Genomic DNA, 18,802 nt, shown 5'->3' on the forward strand with positions numbered 1-18,802 from the left:
CTACATTTGTTGACTTTTTCCGGCGCCACGGCGTTCACCCTACAGCACCGCATTCGCAGCGACCGAACTAAAAAATAACAGCAGACCATGGCATTTGATATTGAGCTGATCAAGAAAGTATACGCAGACCTCCCGGCCAAAGTGGCCGAAGCCCGGCAGCAACTGGGTAAGCCTTTGACCCTCACCGAAAAGATCCTGTACACTCACCTGCACCCCGAGAGCCCCCTGCGGCAGTACGGTCGGGGAAAAGATTACGTTTTCTTTCAGCCCGATCGCGTCGCCATGCAGGATGCCACCGCCCAGATGGCCCTGCTGCAGTTCATGATGGCCGGCCGCGATAAGGTCGCCGTCCCCTCCACCGTCCACTGCGACCACCTCATCCTGGCCGAAACCGGTGCGGAGGCCGACCTGGCCCGCGCCAACGACGAGAACAGCGAGGTGTACGACTTTCTCTCGACCGTCAGCGACAAGTACGGCATCGGTTTCTGGAAGCCGGGCGCCGGCATCATCCACCAGATCGTTTTGGAAAACTACGCCTTCCCCGGCGGCATGATGATCGGTACCGACAGCCACACCCCCAATGCGGGCGGCCTGGGTATGGTAGCGATCGGTGTCGGCGGCGCGGATGCCGTGGACGTCATGGCCGGTATGCCCTGGGAACTCAAGATGCCCAAGGTGATCGGGGTCAAGCTCACGGGTAAGTTGAACGGATGGACCACCCCCAAGGACGTGATCCTGAAGGTAGCCGGCATCCTGACCGTAAAGGGGGGCACCGGTGCCATCGTCGAGTACTTCGGCGAAGGAGCCGAAAGCATGAGCTGCACTGGTAAGGGCACCATCTGTAATATGGGTGCCGAGATCGGCGCCACGACCTCGACCTTCGGGTACGACGAAAGCATGAGCCGCTACCTGAAGGCAACGGACCGCGCGGACGTGGCCTCCCTGGCCGACCAGGTCGCCGAGCACCTGACCGGCGACGCCGAGGTCTACGCCAACCCCGAAGCCTACTTCGACCGCGTGATCGAGATCGACCTGAATACCCTGGAGCCCCACATCAACGGGCCCTATACCCCCGACCGGGCCTTCCCCATTAGTGAATTCGCCGCGGCCGTGGATAAGTTCGAGTTTCCCCCGGTCCTGGAGGTCGGTCTTATCGGAAGCTGCACCAACTCCAGCTACGAAGACCTCGACCGGGCCGCCAATATCGCCAAGGACGCCAAGGCCAAGGGGCTTAAGTTCAAGAGCGAGTTTACGGTGACTCCGGGTTCCGAGCAGATCCGCTACACGGTAGAACGCGACGGTATCCTCAGTGCCTTCGAAGATATCGACGGCATCGTACTCGCCAACGCTTGCGGACCCTGCATCGGACAGTGGGCCCGCCACACCGACGATCCCAACCGCGCGAACTCCATCATCACGAGCTTCAACCGCAACTTCGCCAAGCGCAACGACGGCAACCCCCAGACGCGCGGCTTCGTAGCCAGTCCCGAATTGGTAACGGCCATGGCACTCAGCGGCAGTATGAAGTTCAATCCCCTCACCGATACCCTGACCAACGAACGGGGCGAGCAGGTGAAGCTGTCCCCACCCACCGGCTACGAACTGCCCCCTAATGGATTCGCCGTAGAAGACGCCGGATTCCAGGCACCCGCCGAGGACGGTAGCGGAATCGAGGTGAAGGTGAGCGAAAGCAGCGACCGCCTCCAGTTGCTTGAACCCTTCCAGCCGATCCGTCCGGAGCAGGTCAACGATATGCGTGTCCTGATCAAGGCCAAAGGGAAATGTACCACCGACCATATCTCCATGGCCGGCCCCTGGTTGACCTACCGCGGGCACCTGGAGAACATCTCCCAGAACTGCCTCATCGGTGCCATCAACGCGTACAACGAGAAGACCAACTCCGTCATCAACTTCATCACCAACGAGTACATGGCGGTGCCCGATAGTGCCACTACCTACCGCAACAACGGCGTAGGACAGATCGTGGTGGGTGAAGAAAACTACGGAGAGGGATCGAGCCGTGAGCACGCCGCCATGGAGCCACGCTTCCTGGGCGTCCACGCCGTGCTGGTCAAGAGTTTTGCCCGCATTCACGAGACGAACCTGAAGAAGCAGGGCATGCTGGCGCTGACGTTCGTCGACCCCGACGATTACGACAAGATCCGCCAGGACGACAAGGTGAGCATTACCGACTTCCACGCCATGGCACCGGGGCGGAACCTTACCGTTCAACTCACCCACGCCGACGGGTCGCGGGACACCTTTGAAGTAGCTCACACCTACAACGAAGCGCAGATCGACTGGGTACGCGCGGGCAGCGCCCTGAATAAAATTCGTCAGGAGTTAGCTTAAAGTAATGTTTAGACAGCTGAATTACCGAACATTAGTGAGGTTTGGTAGGGTTTTATGCAGTGTATTATACCACGCCCCAACCTAAATCGGTTAATGCCCTAGTTTTTCCCTTGAGACACATGGACGACTTCCGAATGTCCCGGTAAGCGGTTGCTTGCGGGGTTAACCTCCTTTCAATGTCCAAATATTTACTCTTTCCCCTCATCATCGGTGTCCTGCTGTTTTCCGGTTGCCGCCCGGAAGAAGAAGGAGAGTACGTAATCACGGAAGCCGACCTGGTCGGTAGCTGGGATGTCGATCAGTTCAAGAGTTCCTACAACGTCAGTGGGGTCTTCCTCGGCGAAGACGTCGACGAGAACGGTACCAGCAGCATCAGCAACAGCGCCCTCCGGCTGGAACTGGAAGAGGACGGCAGCTGGAATTCGAGCGGCAGCTATTTCCTAACCGTCACTTCCGAAGGCGATAGTGAAACCACGGAACAGTCCGGAATGGGCGAGGGCCGCTGGAGTTTCCGCCGCGATACCCTCTGGCTACAGGGTATGCAGAACTACAGCGGAAACGGTCGCTTCGAGCAGCAACAGGACTGCATCATTACGTCCTTCAATAAGGACCGGCAGGTCGCCCTACGCACTTCCATCGATCAGACCGATTCCAACGCCGACTACGGCATTACCCTACGGACGCGCGCCGACTGGACCATCCAGCTGATGCGCTGATCGATCTTGGTTATACCGAGGGCCGTTGCTTAGCGTCCCGATACGCTAACGGAGTCGGCTACCTCCGCCACGACCAGGCCGTCGGCACCGACCGCGGTAAGTTCCATCGGGACAAGGTGGTTGACCCAACTGTCGTCGGCCGGAAATTCGACCTTGACGTAATTATCGGTGAAGCCGTGCAGCAGTCCCTCAGTCTTGCTTTTTTCCAGTAGGACGGGCCGGACTTCCCCCAGGTGGCGCTCGTAAAAGGCCCGGCGTTTCTTTTCACTCAGAATGCCCAGCATCTTGTTTCGTCGCCGCCGCTCGCTGAGGGGGACGGCTCCCTCCATGTCGGCGGCCGGAGTATTGGCCCGCTCGCTGTAGGTAAACACGTGGAGGTAAGTAATATCGAGTTCCTGTACGAAGCGGTAGGTCTCCAGGAAATCCTCCTCCGTTTCCCCCGGGAAACCGACGATCAGGTCAACCCCGATACAGCAGTGCGGCATGACCTTCCGGATATGGGACACTCGTTCGGCGAAGAGCTCGCGGCGGTAGCGCCGACGCATCTGCGCCAGTTGTTTATTGTTGCCACTCTGTAGCGGCATGTGGAAGTGGGGCGCGAAACGCTCGCTATTGGCCACGAATTCGATCACCTCGTCGGTGCACAGGTTGGGTTCGATGCTCGAGATGCGGAAACGCGTGATGCCGGCTACTTTGTCCAGTGCCCGGGCCAGGTCCACGAAGAGGGCTTCCTTCCGCGGCCGCTGCCCCTCGATGACGGCCGTGCCGTTGCCGAAGTCGCCGATATTCACCCCGGTCAGGACGATCTCCTTCACCCCCCGGGCCGCGATCGCCTCTGCATCGCTGACGATTTGCTCCACCGTACTGCTCCGGCTGGCGCCGCGGGCGAGCGGGATGGTGCAAAAGGTGCACTTGTAGTCACAGCCGTCCTGCACCTTAAGGAATGAACGCGTACGGTCACCGAAGCTGAAACTGGAGACGAAGCGGTCGGCTTCCCGTACCTCCCCGGCCCGGACCATGCCCTTACCCGCGCCGCCGCCGATGCCGTCGATGAAGTCCAGAATGCGGAACTTCTCCGCGGCACCGAGGACCAGGTCGACCCCCTCGATGTTGGCGATCTCGTCGGGTTTGAGTTGGGCGTAGCAGCCGACGACGATAATCCTGGCTCCCGCGTTCCCGCCCAGTGCCCTGCGTACGACGTTGCGGCACTTGCGGTCCGCGAATTCGGTAACGCTGCAGGTATTGATCACGACCACGTCGGCGCCCTCGCGGAACGGAACTTCCCGGTAGCCGGCCGCCTCGAATTGCCGGCCGATGGCCGAAGTTTCGCTGTAGTTGAGTTTGCAACCCAGGGTGTAGAAGGAGACGGTACCGATCGTAGACATGCCGCAAAATTACATTAGGCCGCCGAAAACAGGGGCGGATGGGGTTTTGGGGAACAAGCCGGGGTCGGGTACAGTTGCACAAGAAAACCAATATGAACCTATCCGAAAAAGTAGCCATCATCACCGGAGCCAGTAGTGGTATCGGGGAAGCCACCGCCAAGAAACTCGCTGCCGATGGCGCGAAGGTGGTACTTGCAGCCCGCCGCGCCGCCCGCCTCAACGACCTGAAGAAGGAAATAGAGAAAGCGGGAGGGTCTGCCCTGGTTGTCGAAACCGACGTCACGAAAGCCGCGGACGTAAAGCGGCTCGTCCAGCAGACGAAGGATGCCTTCGGTCCCTGCGACATCCTCGTCAACAATGCCGGCATCATGCCCCTCAGCTACATGAAGAACGTGCACGTGGAGGAGTGGCTGAAGATGGTCGACGTCAACGTGAACGGAGTGCTTCACTGCCTGGCCGAAACGTTGCCGGACATGGTCGAGCGGAAGAGCGGGCACATCGTAAATATTTCCAGCGTGGCCGGCCGGGAGGTCATGATGGGCAGCGCCGTGTATTCCGCCACCAAGTTCGCGGTACGCGCCCTGAGCGACGGCTTACGGCAGGAGTTGGCTCCGAAGCATAACATCCGGGTCACCTGCATCGAGCCCGGGGCCGTCGAAACCGAGCTGACGGAAACCATCACAGATGATGAACTGATGGAAGACATCAAGGGCTTCTTCGAAAATCTGGAATTTCTGAACAGCGAGGACATTGCCAACGCCATTCACTACGCCATCACCCAGCCAGACGGGGTGCACATCAACGAACTGCAGGTGCGACCTACTTCGCAGGGGTAGGAGGGACTGGATGATCGGAGGGGTGGATGAGTGGATGGGGCGGGTTGCCTACATTTACGGACGATGTATAAGGACAAGAAGGTCGTCGTTGTCATGCCGGCGTACAATGCGGCGCGGACGCTGGAGCAAACCTATCGGGAAGTGCCCCGCGATCTGGTAGACGAGGTGATCCTGTGCGACGATGCCAGTGGCGACCAAACTTCCGTGCTGGCCCGCCAACTCGGGGTGGAGCACGTCATCATTCATTCCAGTAACCGGGGATACGGGGGCAATCAGAAGAGTCTGTACAACAAGGCACTGGAAATCGGAGCGGACATCATCATTATGGTGCATCCGGATTACCAGTATACCCCGAAACTCATTCCCGCCATGTGCAACATCATCGGGGAAAGGCTCTACCCCGTAGTCCTCGGTTCGCGAATTTTGGGAAAAGGGGCCCTGCGTGGCGGAATGCCCCGCTACAAGTACGTAGCCAACCGAATGCTGACCGTCTTGCAAAATCTGCTGATCGGATACCACCTCAGCGAGTACCACACGGGCTACCGGGCCTTCAGCCGCGAGGTGCTGGAGTCCATCAACTTCAATGCCAACGACAATGACTTCGTCTTCGATAACGAGATGCTCTCGCAGATCATCTTTCACGGTTTCGACATTGCCGAAGTGACCTGCCCCACGAAGTACTTTGCCGAGGCCAGCAGCATCAATTTCTTACGGAGCAGCAAGTACGGTTTCGGAGTACTGCGAGTTTCTCTTCTGCACCGTCTTGCCAAGTGGGCGTTGGTGAAGCCGGCGATCTACCGGAAGCCGTAGGGTTTAGGGATTTACCATGTGTACGGTTCCCCTGGCTTCTTAATTGGTGGGAATGCTCTTTACCACCGACATACTGGGAAGTGTTTCAAATTTAAAATTTTCAATGTAAAATTGTTATGACCCGTAATGCTTATCAAGCGTCGAGTTTAATCGATGTAACCCTCCGAGCGCAGCGAGTGTATGCCGGCAAATTTTAAATTTTAAATTTCACATTGTCCCACCTTTGCTTCCGAGCGCAGCGAGTGCATGCCGGCAAATTTTAAATTTTAAATTTCAAATTGCCCCCCCTTCCTCCGAGCGCAGCGATTGCATGCCCGCAAATGGTACATTGTACATCGTAAACGGTATATGGTAAATACCCTGCTTCCGAGCGCAGCGAGTGTATGCCGGCAAATTTTAAATATTAAATTTTCAATTTCACATTGCCCCCCCCTTCCTCCGAGCGCAGCGAGTGCATGCCCGCAAATGGTACATTGTACATCGTAAACGGTACATGGTAAATACCCCGCTTCCGAGCGCAGCGAGTGTATGCCGGCAAATTTTAAATACTAAATTTTCAATTTTAAATCACCCCCCCCTTCCCCCCAAACGCAGCAACTGCTTGCCCACAAATTTTACATTTTAAACTCCCAATTTTAAACCCCAAACCTCCTCCCCATGACCCCCATCTCCTTTCAGGGTATCCTCTTCGATCTTGACGGTACCCTCGTTAACAACATGATGGTCCACCACCGCGCCTGGCAACGCAAACTGGGGGAGCTCGGCCTGGACTATACCCTTAATCGGGTAAAGGCGGAGATTCACGGCGTGAACCTGGAAATCCTGGAGCGACTGTTCGGAGATCGCTACTCTCCCGATGAGCGGCAGCGTATTGCGGGGGAGAAGGAAGCGGCCTACCGGGAGATATTCGCTCCGGAACTGGCGGAAAACACCGTCGGCGGCGCACTGGACTTCATCCGGCGGGCCTTCGCGGAAGACGTGCCGATGGCGATCGCCACGGCCGGTCCCGAAGAGAACGCCTTTTTCGTGATCGACGGACTGGGCATCCGCGAAATGATGGGGCACGTCGTGCATTCCGGCATGGTGACGAACGGTAAACCCGATCCGGAGGTGTTTCGCCAGGCGGCGGAAGGCATCGGCGTACCTCTGGAGAAGTGCCTCATTTTTGAGGACAGCGTAACGGGCGCGCGCGCCGCCAATAATGCCGGTTGCCCCGTCGTCGTGCTGACCACTACGCACCTGCGGGAAGAATTCGCGGGGCTAAACGTTGCCGCCTTCCGGGAAGACTTCCGGGGGCTCTCCGTGGAGCGGCGACCCGAGGGGGATTTTCTCCTGGCTCAGTAAGGCGACGATGCATCCCTGGCTACCCTTCTTCCGCTCCTTCGCCGCTTACCTCAAACTCACCCGGGGATACAGTGAGCATACGCTGTCGGCCTACCGAAGCGATCTGGAAAAACTGACCGCTTATCTGGAACTGCGGGACTGGAAACTAGGCGTACGGGAGATCGAACCTATGCACCTGGACGGGTTCATTCAGTATCTGGCCGAACTAGGACTGGCTCCCCGCTCTCAGGCGAGGCTGGTTTCGGCACTGAAAACCTTCTTTGCCTTCCTGGTCGATGAGCGCGTCATCGAACACGATCCTACCGAACTGCTCCGGTCGCCTAAGCTAGGCCGGAAAATGCCCGAAGTGTTATCCTACGAAGAGGTCCGCGCGCTGCTTGGAGCTATTGACCTGAGTACCGATCATGGTCTGCGTGACCGTGCCCTGCTGGAAACCCTGTATGCCTGCGGACTGCGGGTCAGCGAGGCAACGGGTCTGCGCCTGTCCGATCTGCACCTGCAACACGAATTTCTGCGGGTCACGGGTAAGGGAAATAAGGAACGCATCATCCCCATCGCGGGCGGGGCCATTCGCCACCTGGAGATCTACCTGCGGCACGTGCGCAACGCGCTGCCCCACATACGGGACGAGAACACCGTATTCCTGAACCGGCGGGGCGGGGGGCTGAGCCGGGTTTCCGTTTTTACCGCCGTAAAGAAGTACGCCGCGGAGGCGGGCATCGAAAAATCGGTCAGCCCGCACACGTTTCGGCACTCCTTCGCGACCCACCTGATCGAGGGGGGAGCCGATCTACGGGCGGTCCAGGAAATGCTGGGACATGAATCGATCCTGACCACAGAAATTTATACCCATTTGGATACGGATTTCCTGCGCGAGACGATCCTGTCGTTCCATCCGGCTAACCAGCGCTAAACGAGCTTAGCCAGGGCGGGGATGAAGAACAGGGAAAGCAGAGCGAGGGCCAGGAAAGTGATGAAGGCGATGCGAAGAAAATCACCGCCAATTTCTGCGGAACGTTTCATGGGGTATGCTTGAAAAAACGGAAAGACTGTGTTATGGGTAAAACTGCTTAATGAACGACGGGGTTCGGCTTCAATTCCGACTTTAACCATAGCGGGCACTGTTTTATCGACCGCCCGTAACGAATACGCGCGCCGGGGCATTAAGCGGCAACAATCAATCACTTCCCGCCATGCTCCTACCTACTCTTGGACTGTTGCTCTCCACCACCCTCTGCGCCCTTTCCGTCACGCCCCCCGTATCCGCCGAACCCCTGCCACCGGGCGGCGGGGCGGATAGATTCACCGTAGCCCAGGACTTTAGCCTGGTCATGACCATCCGCGACATAAAGAAGAACGGTAAGGTCCACGAAGCCGTTATTCGCATGGGTGCCCTGGACGACCGCTTTGCCCTGATCTCCACCGACGACGGGGAAGGCGTAGTCAGCCAGATGATCTACAATACCGAAGACCGGAAAACCACCATGGTCACGACCGATAAGAAAGGCCGCAAACAGGGCTTCCGCATGCGCATGCCCAAACTGGGTAACGTTATTGCCGCCACTACCGACGAAATGGCCGAGTACATTACCATCTCCCGCACCGGCGAACGCAAGACCATCGACGGTTACGACTGCGAAAAGATTATCGTTACCGACAACAAGCACAACACCACCACCGAGTCGTGGGTAACCCAGGACGTCGATCTCACCTACGCCGACGTGTTCGGAGGACTTTCCAATCTCTCCGGTGTCGGAAAGCAGCAGTTCAAGACCCCCGGCGGAGCTCCCGCCGTCCTGGAAGGCATGCCTATCCGGTCTACAACCACCGACGGAAAAACCACCACCGAAATGTACATCACTGACATCAGGCTCGGCGACGACCTCGACCGTTCCCTCTTCGATACGGGTGGGGTGGAGATCCAGGAAATGAGATTCTGAACCCCCGGCGAGCGGGCGCCTACGCCAGCAGTACGAGAAGAATCGCCAGCAGCGCCGGGACCGCCTGGACGTACAGGATGCTCCGTGCCGCGGTGGCCGCGCCGTAAATGCCCGCGATCGCTACGCACGTGAGGAAGAACAGGGCTACGTGCCGGCTCCACTCCCCGTCTTGAATTAGCAACGACCAGACCAGTCCGGCCGCCAGAAAGCCGTTGTACAGTCCCTGGTTGGCCGCGAGCACTTTCGTGCGGGGGAACAGCTCCCGCGGTACTCCACGGAACACCCCGGGCCCCCGGCTTTCCCAGGCGAACATCTCGAGCCACAAAATATACAGGTGAAGGAGGGCGATCAAGCCGATCATCACTTTTCCTGCCATCATCATCGTGCCGCCGTCTTTTGTGGGCGGGATACCTTTCCCGCTCATCGCTGAACTACTGAGCCCGTAACTTACTTTTACCCCAAAAGTATCCATGCCCCCTTCCTCCACCACCGGCGACCGCTCGCCGTCACCCGCCGCACCCAACATCCAAATGGTCGATCTGAAGACCCAGTACGAGCGGATGCAAGAGGAGGTCGATCAAGCGGTGCTGGAAGTTATTCGCGGAGGCGCTTTCATTAACGGACCGGCCGTGAAGGACTTTCAGTCCGGATTGCAGGATTTCCTCCGGTGCAAACACGTCGTTCCCTGCGCCAACGGCACCGATGCCCTGCAGATCGCCCTCATGGCCCTCGGACTGAAGCCGGGAGACGAGGTAATCGTACCGGCCTTCACCTACGTCGCCTCCGCCGAGGTCATCGCCCTGCTCGGCCTCAGTCCCGTCATGGTCGACGTCGACCCCTTTACCTTCAACGTGACGGCGGAACTGATCGAGCCGGCCATCACCGAACGAACGAAGGCCATTATCCCGGTCCACCTCTTCGGGCAGAGCTGCGATATGGAGCCCATCGTACGGCTGGCCCGGCGGCACGACCTCTACATCGTCGAAGACAACGCCCAGGCCATCGGAGCCGAATACACCTTCTCCGACGGACGTACGGCCCGCACGGGGACCCTTGGGCATATCGGCTGCACCAGCTTTTACCCCAGTAAGAACCTGGGGGCCTACGGCGACGGCGGTGCCATAAATACCGACGACGACACGCTCGCCGATCGCCTGCGCATGGTGGCTAATCACGGACAAAACCGCCGCTACTACCACGATGTCGTCGGTTGCAACAGCCGCCTCGATTCGGTACAGGCCGCGATCCTTAACTGCAAACTGCCCCGCCTGGAAGACTACAACGCCCGTCGCCGGGCCGCGGCACGTTACTACGACGAGCACCTGACCAGCCTGCCCGGTCTACTCACCCCCGCCCGCCTGCCGGCCAGTACCCACGTGTACCACCAGTATACCCTGCGCATCGACGGGGACCGGCGCGATGCTCTCCAGCAACACCTGCATGCGGCCGGCATCCCGAGTATGGTGTACTACCCCGTCCCCCTCTACGACCAGGAAGCTTTCCGGGGCACCGCGGCCAACGCGATCGACTTCCTGCCGGTCACCGATACCCTGTGCAAGGAGGTCATCTCCCTACCCATGCACAGCGAACTGGAGGAGGATACCCTGGCCTACGTTTGCTCCCGCGTCCGCGCCTTCTTTTAACGCGTCCGGTCCCGGACCAAACATGAAACAAAAAGTTTGTAAAGTCCAACCATTCGGGCTTTCGGGGTGTTTTCAATTTACAGTAGTGAACTGAAAATCATTCCCTTATGGCACTTCCGATCGTCATGCAAAAGGTTAACTCCCAGATGCTCTCCGAGATGGGATACCTACGTGCCGCCAATACCCTGTTCGTCAAGTTCCGCAACAACGGGGCCGTCTACGCCTACTTCGGTGTACCCAGCGAGCACTGGCAACGCATCCGTGCCGTAGCAAGCATCGGGCGGTATATGCAGCGACACATCTTCAAGAAGTACGCCGCCGCCCGGATCTCGGAGGGAGAGAAGCCCGTCCATTCCACTTCCTCCGCGGAAGCCGCCTAAAAATTTCAAATCTGACATTTAAAGTTTGAAATTTTCTAACCCAGGGCCGCCTTCCCGAAGCGCTTGCGCACTTTATCCATGGCGAGTAGTAGCTGACTGTTCTCCTGGGTATCCGTGAACAGATTGAGCTGGGTGTGGCCGGTGGCCAGTCGGTCGAAGCGGATCCCGATGAGGCGGATGCACTGTCGGCGCGTAAAGAGTTCACGAAAGAGGGTCTCGGCTACCGGTATCAGCTGCTGATCGTGGGCCGTGTAGGGGATGCGCCGCTGACGGGTGTAGGTATTAAAGTCGGTATAGCGGATCTTTACCGTCACCCCCGCCGCGAGCCGGCCCGCCTGCCGCAGGTCGAAGGCCAGTTGCGCCGTCATACTGCGCAGTTTGCGGAGCAGAAATTCCACGTCAATGGTGTCGGTCTGGAAGGTATGCTCGCTCGAAAAAGACTTGCGTTCCGCGTGCGGCACCACCGGCCGGTGATCGATCCCGTTGGCGCGTCGGTGAAATTCCCGTCCCATACTTCCGAATTCCCGTTCCAGCAGGGTTACGGGCACCTGACCGAGCGTACCGGCCTTGCGAATCCCCATCAGACTCAACTTGCGGGCGGTAACGGACCCGATCGAAGGGATCTTGCGCACGGGTAGGGGAGAGAGAAAGGCCCGCTCCGCCCCGTCGGCCACCCACCCCGAACCGTTGGGCTTCGATTCCCCGGCCCTGACCTTCGAAACCAGTTTGTTTGTCGATAGGCCGGCCGAGATCGGTAGCCCCGTCTCCCGAATGATGCGCTCGCGCAATTCCCCGCTCCACTTCACGCAGCCGATGTGACGGTCCATCCCCGAAATGTCTACGTAGAACTCGTCGATGGAGGCCTTCTCGTACACCGGCCCCTCCTCGGCGATGATCTCGGTAATGATGTCGGAATGCTGCTCGTAGCTCTCGAAGTCGCCCCGTATCGTCTTCGCGTCCGGACACCGCCGCAATGCGATGGCCATGGGCATACCCGCATGGATCCCGAAACGCCGCGCCTCGTAGCTGCAGGAGGTGACCACGCCCCGCCCCCCGGCCCCGCCCACCAGCAACGGCAGGCCCGCCAGGGCACTATTTTTCTTGACTTCCACGGACGCGAAGAAGGCGTCCATATCCAAATGAAGGATGGCTCGTTGATACATGTCGTACGGAGTGAGTAAAAACCAAAACTGTTGCAAAAACGACGAATAAGCCGATTTGTGCAACAAAATGTTTGATTTTAACGCATCCTACTTCGCCCAGATACCCGTCTCCAGCGTCCAGTCGTACTCCTCGTAAGTACGCTTCATGTTCTTATTCTCCTCCGTGAGGATACCGTAGGTCACCAAAAAATCGTCTACGCCGTCGTGGTCGCGAAAGTCTCCCTTGAACCACTGGAAGAGCGGTGAAGTGACGAGGACCTGCTCGCCGTCGACGGTCTTGATTTCGCTGTGCTCCCGGAGGTAGCTGCGTACGCGGGCATCGATCTGTTCCTCGAAGGTGCCCGGGCGGTAGATCTCGACGGGCGGACAACTGCTCGCGCCGCAGTTTAGGGCGAAATGCACCCGGGAGTCACCCCCCCGGATCCGGAACGTACGCTCGAATTTGTTCGAGAACAACTGGGGTACGAAGCCCAGTCCGAAACGATTCTCGCCGCCGCGGATGATGGCGTGCTCCATTTCGTTGGGACTCAGTGTATGTCCGGCAACCGTAAAGGCCGGTGTACTGAAGAAGGCACTCCGGTCGTCAAACAACTCCGGATTTTCGGTGAGCAGGTACTGCACCATACCGTTGTAAATATTGATCCAGAAGGCTTCCTTCTTGGCGCGGGTATCCAGTTCGGCGGCCAGTTTCCGGGGTTCCAGGCGGGCAATCTCACTGACGAGGTCGGAAACGTCGCGCTTGCCCCGCAGGCCCTCCAGCAATTCCTGACTGAGCACGTTGGGGGTCATTTCGGCGTCCATGGACACGTAATCGTCGGCGGGCTGGTAGCGGCCGCAGGACGAAAAAAGGCAAACAAGCAGGAAAAGAAACAAGGCGGAGCGTAACATACGGTAGGGGGTTAACGGTATAAACGTACGCGCTCCCGTTTTGCTCGGTTTCATTGCGGGAGCATGACGGCTGGCGACAATCGGGCGGGGACGCGGGTGCGGAGACGTACCAAAAAAAGCGTAGTTTATGGGTACCCACCCCCCATCCGATTTCTGACTCGCGTATGCCCACCTTCACTACACGACGGGAAAAGCATCTCTGGTACGGCGTAGCGGCCGTGGTCATTACGATCGCCGCGACGCTCTTCGTCGGGCAACCGCTGGCGGACCTATTCGCAGATCAGAACGTCCGGGCGGCGATTTTCCTGCTCGTGATGGGGCTGATCGCGGCCACGGTGCTGATCTATACCCTGAAGAAACGGCCGGGTCGGGTGGAAGGAGCGGCGTGGGTGGGTATGGGGGCCGTGTACGTGATGTTCTTTCTGCGGCTGGGAATGCCCGAGCGCAGCCACCTCATGGAGTTTACCGTACTGGCCGTACTGCTGCACGCCGCCCTGGACGAACGGATGAGCGGGGGTCGGGGTCACCCACGGGCGGCCCTGTACGCCTTGCTGATCAGCGTACTGCTCGGGGTAGTGGACGAGTGCGCCCAATTGCTGGTGCCGGACCGGGTATTTGACCCGGCCGACATGGTCTTTAACGGACTGGCGGCGGCACTGGCCATCGGCACGGTAGTCGGGGTAGGGTGGGTGCGTAGAGCCTTCGGGAGCGCGCATTAGAAGACCTATCTTGTCACGTACAACCCCCCTCCGATGACTGAAGTTGTTCGCCTGTCCGTGTGCGCTGCGCTGCTGTTGAGCGGTGTTTGCTCCTGCGCGCGTCCGCCGGATCCCCCCGCCCCCCCTGCCGCCGCGCCGGAAATCGTGATCTCGCGGGCCGACTACGCGGAACGGCTATACGGATTCTGGTTGGGGCAGTGCATCGCTAACTGGACCGGCCTGGTGACCGAAATGGACAAGATCGGCGACGTCGGTGATATTCGGACGGGCGCGTTCTACACCCGCCACGACTGGGGTCAACCCGATCAGCCGAGCATCTGGGCGGAGGGCGTACCCAGCGATCTGTCGGAGACTATCGACTTCGTCATCCGCCGCCGGGGGGAAGTCTGGGGAGCCGACGACGATACGGACATCGAGTACATGTACCAGCATTTGCTCGACAGTCTGCAGACGACGATCCTGTCGCCCGCACAGATCCGCGATGGATGGCTGCGACACATCCGTCCGGAAGAGGAAAATTACCTATGGGTAGCCAACCAACGGGCTTTCGACCTGATGCGGGAGGGTATGCTGCCGCCGGATACGGGAAGCCCCGCGCACAACGAGCACTACGCGATGATCGACGCCCAACTGACGACGGAGATCTTCGGCCTCTTCGCGCCGGCCCGCCCCGACGTGGCCCTGCAGATGTCCTGGCTTCCCGTACGTACGGTGGCACGGGAGGATGCGGCCTGGATCTCCGAGTTTTACGTGAGCATGCATGCCCTGGCTTCCGCGGCGGATACTACCCGATCGGTAGGCGAACGACTACGGTGGATGGCGGATCAGTCCCGGCGGCAGCTCCCGGAAGGTTCCTACGCGGCGGCGATGTACGATTACGTGAAGGCACGACACGCCGCGGGAATAAGCTGGGAAGCCGCCCGGGATAGTATTTACGTGCGCTACCAGATCCGGCAGGCCGACGGTTACGACATGACCGACCGGAAGCTGTACTGCAACGGATGCTTTGCCGCGGGCATCAACTACGCGGCGAGCCTCGTCAGCCTCTTCTACGGAAACGGCGATCTGCGGGAGACCATCCGGATCGGCACGCTGGCCGGCTGGGATGCCGACAACCCCACGGCGACCTGGGGGGGACTGATCGGATTCATGATCGGTCGGAAGGGGGTGGAGGCGGCCTTCGGGTCCGACCTGTCGGACCGCTTTCACATTCACCGTACGCGCCGGAACTTTCCGAATGGTGGTGTGGATACGTTCTCCGCGATGGCGGCTACGGGCGTATCGATTGTCGACCGGGTAGTGGAGCGGGAGTTGGGGGGGCGGGTAGATACGTCGATGAATACCTGGCATATCCCCGCGGAATACCCCCGGTGAGGGAGCGGGGGCGGGGTGCCCCAACAAAAGAAGGCTGCCCGCGGGCAGCCTTCCGAAATGCGTGTGTTCATAGTGTCAACGAAAGAAAAAATTTGTGCGGCGACGGTATGGGTAGCCTCTAAAAAGCGTGTTTAAATTTGTATAGCGTCGCTTGGGGGGTGTCTCTTTACCTAATTCACACCATTCCGGAAGCGTTAGCGTACGGCGGGTACTTCCGGCTTGGTGAAACAAATATGGCTCATCTCCCCCGCAATTTTCCGGCAACTTGGTTCCCTAATCCGGCAACTTGATTCTTTTAGGTGCCAATTTCCGGCAAACTGTCCGCGGCACGAGGTTTGGATCAGTCAGTCAGGTATTCTGACGGTTTTTTGCCGAAACGCTGACGGAAACTGCGCGAAAAACTGCGGGCGGTGCGGAAGCCGACCTCCTCGGCTAATTCCTGCAGGGAGGTAAAATCCTGATCCTCCAGCCGCCGTCTCGCTACCCGTAGCCGGACCTCCTGCAGGTACTTTTTGGGGCCTAGTCCGGTGAGGAGTTTGAGCTTACGCAGAAGGGTGGATTCGCTCATGGTGAAAGTGCGGGCCAGGGAGGGTACGTCAAGATCAATGTCGGCATGGTGGGCTTCGACGTGCGCCTGGAATTCTCCGAGCCATTCCTGGTCGGCCTGATTCGGAGGCGTATCTACCTCGGTGCGGTAGGCTTCCCGCTTACGACGGTTGGCGATCAGGCTGGCCAGGCGGGCCCGCAGTTCGTCCTGGGAGAAGGGTTTCAGCAGGTAGTCGTCGACACCGAACCGCAAAGCCCGTAATCGAGCATGGGCATCGGCGCGGGCGGTGAGTACCACTAAGGGCGTATCCTGCAGGCTCTCCTCGCGCTTTACTTCCTCGATGAGTTGGAAGCCGTCCATCAGCGGCATCATAAGGTCGGTCAGGAGAAGGTCGATCCGCCGGTCCTGGTGAAGTACATCGAGGGCTTCCCGGCCGTGGCGTGCCAGGGTGAGGCGATAGTCCGGCTCCAGGATCAGTTGTAGGTACTCCTGTAATTCCGCATTGTCCTCCACGAGAAGTATGTGGGGCTTGCCGTGCGTTAGGGTTCCGGTGCCGGCGGTTAGGAGCGGTTCCCCGCCCGGGGCGCCGCTGCTGCCGGCTCGTTCCGCAACGATTTTTAGCGGGAAGTAGGCGCAAAACGTCGATCCCCGCCCGGGCGTACTTTCCGCTTCCATATCGCCGCCCATCAGACGGGCGTACCGACGACTGAGAGCCAGACCGATGCCCGTTCCCCCCTCGGCCCCGTAGTCGGAAGTGGAGGACTGGAAGTAGCGGTCGAAGATGCGTGCCAGGTCCTGGGCGGTTATCCCGCGTCCGGAGTCTCTGACGGTGATCCGCAACTGCCCCCGGTCGTGATCGATGTCCACCGCTATACTTCCCCCCTCGGGCGTAAACTTGCAGGCATTGGACAGCAGGTTGTCGATGATCTGGCGGCACTTTTCGCGATCGAGCATTCCCGTGCTGCCCGCCGGAAGACTCAGGCGGTAACGTAAATCGATGTGCAGAGATTCGGCGAGACTGGTGAACTCGCCCAGGCAGTGGTCGAAGAAGTCCGGCAGGGGGGTTAGGGTAGGCTCCGGCTCCAGCTGGTCCGATTCGAGCTTGCTCAGGTTAAGGATATCGTTGACCAGCGTTTCCAGTCGCTTGCCGCCGCGTTGCACCATTTGCAGGAGGCCGCGTTGACGGTCCGGCAGGGAATTCTCGGCAAGTAGGGTGCCGGCCGGACCAAGAATGAGGCTGAGGGGGGTGCGTAGTTCGTGACTTACGTTGGTAAAGAAGGTGGATTTGGTCCGGTCCAGTTCCAGGAGCCGCTCCGTCTGGGCGGCAATGACGGCATTCTGTTCGGCCAGTCGGTTGCGGCTGCGTTGCTGATAGCGCACGAACAACATCAGACCGATGACCAGAGCGCACACCACCGCGAAGGATGCCGTGAGAATGCGGTAGCGGGTCGTCTGTAGCTCCATTTGTAACTCCTGATTCTTACGCGCGGTGGCCAGCTGTTCCTTCTCCCGGTTGAGGTAGTAGGTCTGCAGATCGAACCCTTCACTGCGGCGGGCGAAGGTATCGCGGTGAGCCAGCTGTTGTTGGAAGTTGTGCAGGGCACGTTGATAATCTTCCTGATCCTGGGCGATCCGTGCGGACAGGCCGTACACCTCGGCCAGCAGATCGTGCAGAGCATGGTCGTGCGCTTTTTGCCGGGCGTCGTCCAGGTATTCCTGGGCGAGCCGGTGGTTGCCGGTTTTCCACTCCACCTCGGCGAGGGAGGTCAGGACCGCGATTTCCAACCAGAAACTGGCGAACTGACGGGTAAGACGGAGGGCCTGGAGATAATGTGTCCGGGCGGCCTCCGGCCGGTCGCGCCGGAGGGCGATATCTCCCCGCCCGATGGCCACGGTAAGGGCGATCGTAGCTTCCTGCTGGGTGGTCGGGGGAACGATACGTAGATCCTCGAGGGCCCGCAGATGCTGCTCGGCTTCCTGAATCCGACCTGCGTGTAGCTTAATGTTTACCAGTCGCAGATGAGCACGGGTGACGGAGGCGGAATCCCCCCTGTCCCGTGCCCTTAGCAGGAAGGAGTCCATAGCCGCCAGGGCGGGGCCGGGATTCACCGGATCGACGGCATTTTCCAGCTTCATGAACTCCAGATACGCTACCCGTTCGTGGTCGCCCGCAAGCCGGGCGTAGTGGAGGGCGTTCTCCAGATTCGCGATCATCAGCTCGTCGATGCCCAGCGCGTGGTAAAAGCGCATCAGTTGCAGATACGATTTAGCGAGCCGCTGGGGCTGTCCCCCGGCTTCGGCGATCGTCAACATCCGCTGTACGGCGTGGATGGCGGCCGGGAGGTGGTAGATATCCTCCAGCTTCAGAATAAGCTGGTCGAGGAACCGAAACCGACAATTGGGGTCGTCGCCACAGGCCTGCGCTACCGCCCGGTCGATGATCGTGAAATCCGACGCTTCCCGGGGATCCCCCAACTCGGCCGCTATCGCCGACCACGCCTGTGGCAGCAGAGTAGCGGTACTGTCGGTAGGTGACTGTGCCGCCATCACCGTCGGCAGCAACAGCAGAAGGCACCGCGCAATCCATGAGGGCATAAAAATTATTCGTTCAACCAGGGCGATCCGGCGACTGTAAACAAAAACTGGTAATACCGGAACGAGATTGGGTTAGGGTAGGTATAGTCAATACGGTAATATAACATCTC

16 protein-coding genes are annotated in these 18,802 nt (G+C 59.3%); 11 read left to right on the forward strand and 5 right to left on the reverse strand.

Annotated features, from left to right (window positions below):
- The first annotated feature begins 87 nt into the window (after window positions 1-87).
- Together NMA52_RS02350 and NMA52_RS02355 are read left to right on the forward strand one after the other, a co-directional pair.
- A complete protein-coding gene (locus NMA52_RS02350; RefSeq protein WP_254826027.1) occupies window positions 88-2,352 on the forward strand; it encodes an aconitate hydratase in 2,265 nt (754 codons plus the stop codon).
- Between the two features lie 176 nt (window positions 2,353-2,528).
- Complete coding sequence (locus NMA52_RS02355; RefSeq protein ID WP_254826028.1) at window positions 2,529-3,068, forward strand: hypothetical protein; 540 nt, start codon at window positions 2,529-2,531, stop codon at window positions 3,066-3,068.
- A 29-nt stretch (window positions 3,069-3,097) separates the two neighbouring features.
- On the opposite strand, the gene mtaB is transcribed toward NMA52_RS02355, so the two are convergent.
- Window positions 3,098-4,453, reverse strand: coding sequence for a tRNA (N(6)-L-threonylcarbamoyladenosine(37)-C(2))-methylthiotransferase MtaB (mtaB, locus tag NMA52_RS02360; protein ID WP_254826029.1), 1,356 nt, complete (start codon window positions 4,451-4,453; stop codon window positions 3,098-3,100).
- Between the two features lie 92 nt (window positions 4,454-4,545).
- On the opposite strand from mtaB, the gene NMA52_RS02365 reads away from it, so the two are divergent.
- From NMA52_RS02365 to NMA52_RS02385, 5 genes are all read left to right on the forward strand, one after another.
- Window positions 4,546-5,289, forward strand: a complete 744-nt coding sequence (locus NMA52_RS02365) for an SDR family NAD(P)-dependent oxidoreductase (protein ID WP_254826030.1) — start codon at window positions 4,546-4,548, stop codon at window positions 5,287-5,289.
- 63 nt (window positions 5,290-5,352) lie between these two features.
- Window positions 5,353-6,099, forward strand: a complete 747-nt coding sequence (locus NMA52_RS02370) for a glycosyltransferase family 2 protein (RefSeq protein WP_254826031.1) — start codon at window positions 5,353-5,355, stop codon at window positions 6,097-6,099.
- A 657-nt stretch (window positions 6,100-6,756) separates the two neighbouring features.
- Window positions 6,757-7,443, forward strand: a complete 687-nt coding sequence (locus NMA52_RS02375; RefSeq protein ID WP_254826032.1) for an HAD family phosphatase — start codon at window positions 6,757-6,759, stop codon at window positions 7,441-7,443.
- 7 nt (window positions 7,444-7,450) lie between these two features.
- A complete protein-coding gene (gene xerD, locus NMA52_RS02380; RefSeq protein ID WP_254826033.1) occupies window positions 7,451-8,356 on the forward strand; it encodes a site-specific tyrosine recombinase XerD in 906 nt (301 codons plus the stop codon).
- Between the two features lie 280 nt (window positions 8,357-8,636).
- A complete protein-coding gene (locus tag NMA52_RS02385) occupies window positions 8,637-9,383 on the forward strand; it encodes a DUF4412 domain-containing protein (RefSeq protein WP_254826034.1) in 747 nt (248 codons plus the stop codon).
- 19 nt (window positions 9,384-9,402) lie between these two features.
- Here the strand turns inward: NMA52_RS02385 and NMA52_RS02390 are convergent, their stop codons facing one another.
- Entirely contained in the window at window positions 9,403-9,765 is a 363-nt protein-coding gene (locus NMA52_RS02390) for a DUF1304 domain-containing protein (RefSeq protein ID WP_254826035.1), read from the reverse strand.
- Between the two features lie 88 nt (window positions 9,766-9,853).
- Between NMA52_RS02390 and NMA52_RS02395 the strand changes: the two genes are divergently transcribed.
- Both NMA52_RS02395 and NMA52_RS02400 read left to right on the forward strand, forming a co-directional pair.
- Entirely contained in the window at window positions 9,854-11,026 is a 1,173-nt protein-coding gene (locus NMA52_RS02395; protein ID WP_254826036.1) for a DegT/DnrJ/EryC1/StrS aminotransferase family protein, read from the forward strand.
- Window positions 11,027-11,133: 107 nt separating this feature from the next.
- Window positions 11,134-11,406: a KTSC domain-containing protein gene (locus NMA52_RS02400; protein ID WP_254826037.1), complete on the forward strand. Its 273-nt coding sequence runs from the start codon at window positions 11,134-11,136 to the stop codon at window positions 11,404-11,406.
- A 35-nt stretch (window positions 11,407-11,441) separates the two neighbouring features.
- Here the strand turns inward: NMA52_RS02400 and dinB are convergent, their stop codons facing one another.
- Both dinB and NMA52_RS02410 read right to left on the reverse strand, forming a co-directional pair.
- Window positions 11,442-12,569 (reverse strand): DNA polymerase IV, encoded by a 1,128-nt coding sequence (dinB, locus tag NMA52_RS02405; protein WP_254826038.1) that lies wholly within the window; start codon window positions 12,567-12,569, stop codon window positions 11,442-11,444.
- 87 nt (window positions 12,570-12,656) lie between these two features.
- Window positions 12,657-13,457 carry a DUF547 domain-containing protein gene (locus tag NMA52_RS02410; RefSeq protein ID WP_254826039.1) on the reverse strand — a complete coding sequence of 267 codons (801 nt, stop codon included), beginning with the start codon at window positions 13,455-13,457 and terminating at the stop codon, window positions 12,657-12,659.
- 164 nt (window positions 13,458-13,621) lie between these two features.
- Here NMA52_RS02410 and NMA52_RS02415 point away from each other — a divergent pair, with 164 nt between their 5' ends.
- Window positions 13,622-14,176, forward strand: coding sequence for a VanZ family protein (locus NMA52_RS02415; RefSeq protein ID WP_254826040.1), 555 nt, complete (start codon window positions 13,622-13,624; stop codon window positions 14,174-14,176).
- 33 nt (window positions 14,177-14,209) lie between these two features.
- Window positions 14,210-15,550 (forward strand): ADP-ribosylglycohydrolase family protein, encoded by a 1,341-nt coding sequence (locus tag NMA52_RS02420; protein WP_254826041.1) that lies wholly within the window; start codon window positions 14,210-14,212, stop codon window positions 15,548-15,550.
- 340 nt (window positions 15,551-15,890) lie between these two features.
- On the opposite strand, the gene NMA52_RS02425 is transcribed toward NMA52_RS02420, so the two are convergent.
- On the reverse strand, window positions 15,891-18,692 hold the full coding sequence (locus tag NMA52_RS02425; protein ID WP_254826042.1) for an ATP-binding protein: 2,802 nt from the start codon (window positions 18,690-18,692) through the stop codon (window positions 15,891-15,893).
- Window positions 18,693-18,802 lie beyond the last annotated feature (110 nt).

The sequence above is a fragment of the Lewinella sp. JB7 genome (genome assembly GCF_024297185.1).
GTDB lineage: Bacteria > Bacteroidota > Bacteroidia > Chitinophagales > Saprospiraceae > Neolewinella.